This is a genomic window from Methylopila musalis (assembly GCF_042679725.1).
GTDB classification, from domain to species: domain Bacteria; phylum Pseudomonadota; class Alphaproteobacteria; order Rhizobiales; family Methylopilaceae; genus Methylopila; species Methylopila musalis.
This window is the reverse complement of sequence record NZ_JBHTMX010000238.1, coordinates 1-4045: the sequence shown is the minus strand read 5'-3', so window position 1 is coordinate 4045 and position 4045 is coordinate 1. Positions and strand designations below refer to the sequence as shown.

The window sequence follows — 4045 nt, the reverse complement described above, 5'->3', positions numbered from 1 at the left end:
CGGCACGGGCGAGCGCGGGGGCGAGGCCGAGCGCCACGCCGCCCGCGAGCGCCGCCCGCCGGGTGAGCGCCGTCATGAGACGAGGCCCGATCCGTAGAGCGCGGGCCGGAACCGGCGCATCCAGAGCACCTTGCCGAGCCCGCCCATGGCGGTCGCCCGCGCCTTTTCCGAGCGCGTGGCGTCGATGGGCCTGAACACCAGCGCCAGAGCCCCGAAACCCGCCGCCTGGACAAGGCCGACCGCCATCCAGAGCAGGATCCAGCCCCACTGTGGCGGCTCCAGCATGTGGTGCACGAAGCTGCGCACCTGCCCGCTCAGGAACTTGCGCTTGCGCACATAGGCCCAGGTCAGCCGCCGCGGCGGCGTCCATTCGATCACGCTCGCCTGCGCGGCCCAGGCGAAGGCGCGGCCCGACAGCCGGAGGCGCTTGATCAGCAGGCTGTCCTCGCCGCCGCTCTCGTTGAGCGTGACGTCGAAAGGCGCCTCGCCCTCGAGGCAGCGGGCGCGGCGGAACATGGAGTTGTTGGTGCCGAGATAGGCCGAAAGCTCGGTGATGTCCGCCCCGTCCGGCCGCGCGATCCGGCGCTCGAAATAGGGCGTGAACGGCCCCATGGGCGCGCCGCCCTCGGCGCGGGCCTCCACCGGGCCGAAGCTCGCGTCCGCGCCGGCCGCGAGCACGGCGGCCAGATGATTCGCGAGCCCGCGGGGCGAGGCCTCCTGGTCGTCGTCCAGAAAGGCGATCCAGTCGCCGGTGGCAGCGGCGACGCCGGCGTTGCGGGCGTTGGCGACGCCGGGCCGGGGGGCCGCCACATAGCGCACGCGCCCGCCGGACGCCGCAGCGAAGCGCTCCACCAGCGCGCGGGCGTCGCCGGCGGCGGAGTTGTCCACCACCACCACCTCCAGCGCCTGCGCCTCCACGCCGCCCTGCGCCAGCGCGCTTTCGAGCGCGCGCCGCAGCGGCTCCGGCCGCGTCAGCGTCGGTATGACGATCGAAACCGTGGTCATGGCGCTCCCGGACGGTTGGGGCTTCTAACTGCGGCCGTGTCACTTTAATTTGGAATTAAAGCGCCTTGCGTCCTAGTGCGGCCTGACGCGTCCGCGCGGGCGTCGCCCCCTTGCGATCGCCGGTTCCTGCGGCGTCGACCGACCGGAGCACCGCATGCCGAACGCCGCCCTGTCCACGCCCCTGACCGCGCCGGCCACGCCGCGCGCCGGGGTGGCGTGGGCGGCGGGCCTGCACGCGATCCTGCTGCACCTGTTCCTGCTGTACGTGTTCGTCGGCGCCCAGCCGTTTCAGGACCCGTCCGCCGCCCAGCGGGTGGAGGGCAACATCATCGACCGCTTCGGCGTGCTGGCGCTGTTCGGGCTGGCGCTGGTGGTGCTGGCGCTGAACGCGCGGCGGCTTCCGGCGCTGATCCCGGGCCTTGCGGGCCTCGGCGCCATCGTCGTCATCTGCCTGTCGAGCGTGCTGTGGTCGGACTTCCCCGATCTCACGATCCGGCGGGCCCTGCTGCTGACCTTCCTCGCGGTGATCGCGGCGTCCTGCGCGTCGGGGCTGAAGAGCCTGCGCCAGTTCCACACCGCGCTGTTCGCCGTCACCGCGCTCGTGATCGTGCTCAACGTGGTCGGCTCCGCGCTGGCGCCGGGCTTCGCCGTGACCGACCTCGGGCTCCGGGGCATGTACTCGCAGAAGAACGTCGCCGGCATCGCGGCCATGATCACGGCGGTCACGGCCGCGACCTGGACGCTCGGCGCCGCGCGCCGCCGCCACGTGGCGCTCGGCCTGCTGGCGCTCGCGCTCGCGCTCGGCTTCCTCCTGCTCACCCGGAGCAAGACGTCGATCGCGCTGACCGGGCTCGCGCTCGCAGGGATCGCGGCCTTCGCCCTCACCGAGAAGCTCGGGCCGCGTTTCGCGCTGCTGCTGGCCGCGGCCGCGGCCTTTGGCGTCTGCGTCTTCCTCGCGGCCTTCGCGGCGTTCGACTTCGATCCGGTCGCCTTCTCCGCCGTCTTCACCGGCGACGCCTCCTTCACGGGCCGCGACGAGCTGTGGGCCTTCGCATTGAAGGCCGCGCAGGAGCGGTTCTGGCTCGGACACGGCTACGGCGCCTTCTGGGACGTGGGGCCCGACAACGATCCGCTGAACCGGATCGATCCGGGCACCTGGCTCGGCGACGTGGAGGTGGGCACCATCAACCAGGCCCACAACGGCTTTCTGGAGCTGTGGCTCCACATCGGCCTGCCGGCGGTGGTTCTGGCGACGGTGGTGGTGGCGACCGGCATGGTCGCGGGCCTCGCCGGCGCGGCCTCCGCGCAGGCGCCCCGCGCCGAGCGCGCGGCGCTCGGGCTGATCGGCGTGGTGCTCGCGCTTCACCTGCTGCACAACCTGACCGAGGCGACCCTGTTCGTGCGCGGCATTCCGTTCTGCAACGTCGCGATTCTCTGCATCGCCGCGCTGTCCTGCCGGCGGGCTCTCGCCCATGAGGGACGTTCCGCCTATGGATGAGCGCCGCCTCCCCGACACGCCGGCGCCGCGCCTGCGGTTCCTCGGGGTGACCTACCACCGCCTGACGCCGCGCGAGGCGCTGGACGCCCTGCTGGCGCGGCCCGCGGACGCCCCCTTCGCCACGCTGGTGACGCCCAACGCCGCCCATGTGGCGCGCATCGCCGAGGGCGGCGCGCAGGCGGAGCCATACGTCAACGCGTGGCTCTGCCTGAACGACAGCCGGGTGGTGGAGCTTTTGGCCAAGACCCGCGGCCTCGATCTGCCGTCCGTGCCGGGCTCGGATCTGGTGGCGAACCTTCTGTCCGATCCCCGTTTCGACCGTGCGGCCCCGCTGCTGCTGGTGGGCGGCGACGCGGAGCTGTTCCGGGCGCTGGTCGCGAAGGTCGGCCTCACCGCCGCCGACCATTACGAGGCCCCCATGGGCCTGCTCACCAACCGGGACGCCTTCGAGGCCACGATCTCGGCGGTCGAGACCCATCCGGCGCGCTTCACGCTGCTCGCGGTCGGCTCGCCCCAGCAGGAGAAGCTCGCGGAGGAGCTGCGCCGGCGCGGCGTGGCCCGGGGCGTCGGCCTGTGCATCGGCGCGAGCGTGGAGTTCCTGGTGGGGCGCCGCCCCCGCGCGCCGCGCTGGATGTCCCGCGCCGGGCTCGAATGGCTGTTCCGGCTCTCCACCGAGCCCCGCCGGATGTGGCGGCGCTACGTCATCGAGAGCCCGCGCATCCTGCTGCTCTATGTCCGCGACCTTGGACGGCGGGGAGACGCCGCGTGACCGGAGGCCCGCTCGCGCCGCCCGCCGACCTCGCGCTGGTGATCTGCACCTATCGCCGCCCGGAGCCGCTGAAGCTCGCGCTCGCGAGCGCGCTGCGCCAGCGGGCGCCGGAGGGCGCGCGCTTCACGATCGTGGTGGTGGACAACAGCGACGACGGCTCGGCCGAAAGCGTCGTGGCGGCGCAGGCGGGCGGCGACGTTCCGGTCGTCTATGCGCAGGCGCATCCGCCGAACATCTCGGTCGCCCGCAACGCCGGCCTCGCGGCGGCGGCGGCCTCTCCGCTGATCGCCTTCATCGACGACGACCAGGAGATGGCGGACGGCTGGCTCGCCGCCATGCTGGAGGGCGCGCGCCGCCACCCGCACGACGTGTTCGTGGGACCGATGATCGGGCTGTTCGAGACGCCCGACAAGGCGACGCCGGCCATGCGCGCCCTGTTCTCCCGCGAAATGCGCGCGCCCGACGGGACCGACCTGTTCGCCATGGGGCCGGAGAAGACCGCGAACGTCATCCTCTCCACCGCCAACTCGCTGTTCCGCCGGGACGCGCTGGCGGGACTAAGCTTCGACCCCGCCTTCGGCCATGCGGGCGGCGAGGACTACGACCTGTTCTGCCGGCTGCAGGCGGCTGGCCGGCGCATCGGCTGGCTCGGGGCCCCGCGGGTGACGGAGCACGTGCCCGCCGCCCGCTGCGACGCCGCCTACATGCGGCGGCGGGTCTACGCCGGCGGGCAGGCCTATGCGGCGGCGGTGTCCAAAGCCAGCGCCTCGCCG

4 protein-coding genes are annotated in these 4045 nt (G+C 73.4%); 3 read left to right on the top strand and 1 reads right to left on the bottom strand.

Annotation, left to right across the window (positions count from 1 at the left end; genetic code table 11):
* Positions 1-72: 72 nt before the first annotated feature.
* A complete protein-coding gene (locus ACFQ4O_RS15900; protein ID WP_378777079.1) occupies positions 73-1005 on the bottom strand; it encodes a glycosyltransferase family 2 protein in 933 nt (310 codons plus the stop codon).
* A 154-nt stretch (positions 1006-1159) separates the two neighbouring features.
* On the opposite strand from ACFQ4O_RS15900, the gene ACFQ4O_RS15895 reads away from it, so the two are divergent.
* The 3 genes from ACFQ4O_RS15895 to ACFQ4O_RS15885 form a co-directional block, all read left to right on the top strand.
* A complete protein-coding gene (locus tag ACFQ4O_RS15895; protein ID WP_378777076.1) occupies positions 1160-2503 on the top strand; it encodes an O-antigen ligase family protein in 1344 nt (447 codons plus the stop codon).
* Positions 2496-3272, top strand: coding sequence for a WecB/TagA/CpsF family glycosyltransferase (locus ACFQ4O_RS15890; RefSeq protein ID WP_378777074.1), 777 nt, complete (start codon positions 2496-2498; stop codon positions 3270-3272). Before ACFQ4O_RS15895 ends, ACFQ4O_RS15890 begins: the two co-directional genes overlap by 8 nt.
* Positions 3269-4045, top strand: a 777-nt coding sequence (locus ACFQ4O_RS15885) for a glycosyltransferase family 2 protein (protein ID WP_378777071.1), incomplete at its 3' end; no start/stop codon positions are given. The genes ACFQ4O_RS15890 and ACFQ4O_RS15885, both read left to right, overlap by 4 nt.

What these genes read in the sequence shown, in the direction of transcription:
- ACFQ4O_RS15900 (WP_378777079.1), bottom strand. Translation starts at nt 1,005, where the DNA reads ATGACCACGGTTTCGATCGTCATACCGACGCTGACGCGGCCGGAGCCG.
- ACFQ4O_RS15895 (WP_378777076.1), top strand. Translation starts at nt 1,160, where the DNA reads ATGCCGAACGCCGCCCTGTCCACGCCCCTGACCGCGCCGGCCACGCCG.
- ACFQ4O_RS15890 (WP_378777074.1), top strand. Translation starts at nt 2,496, where the DNA reads ATGGATGAGCGCCGCCTCCCCGACACGCCGGCGCCGCGCCTGCGGTTC.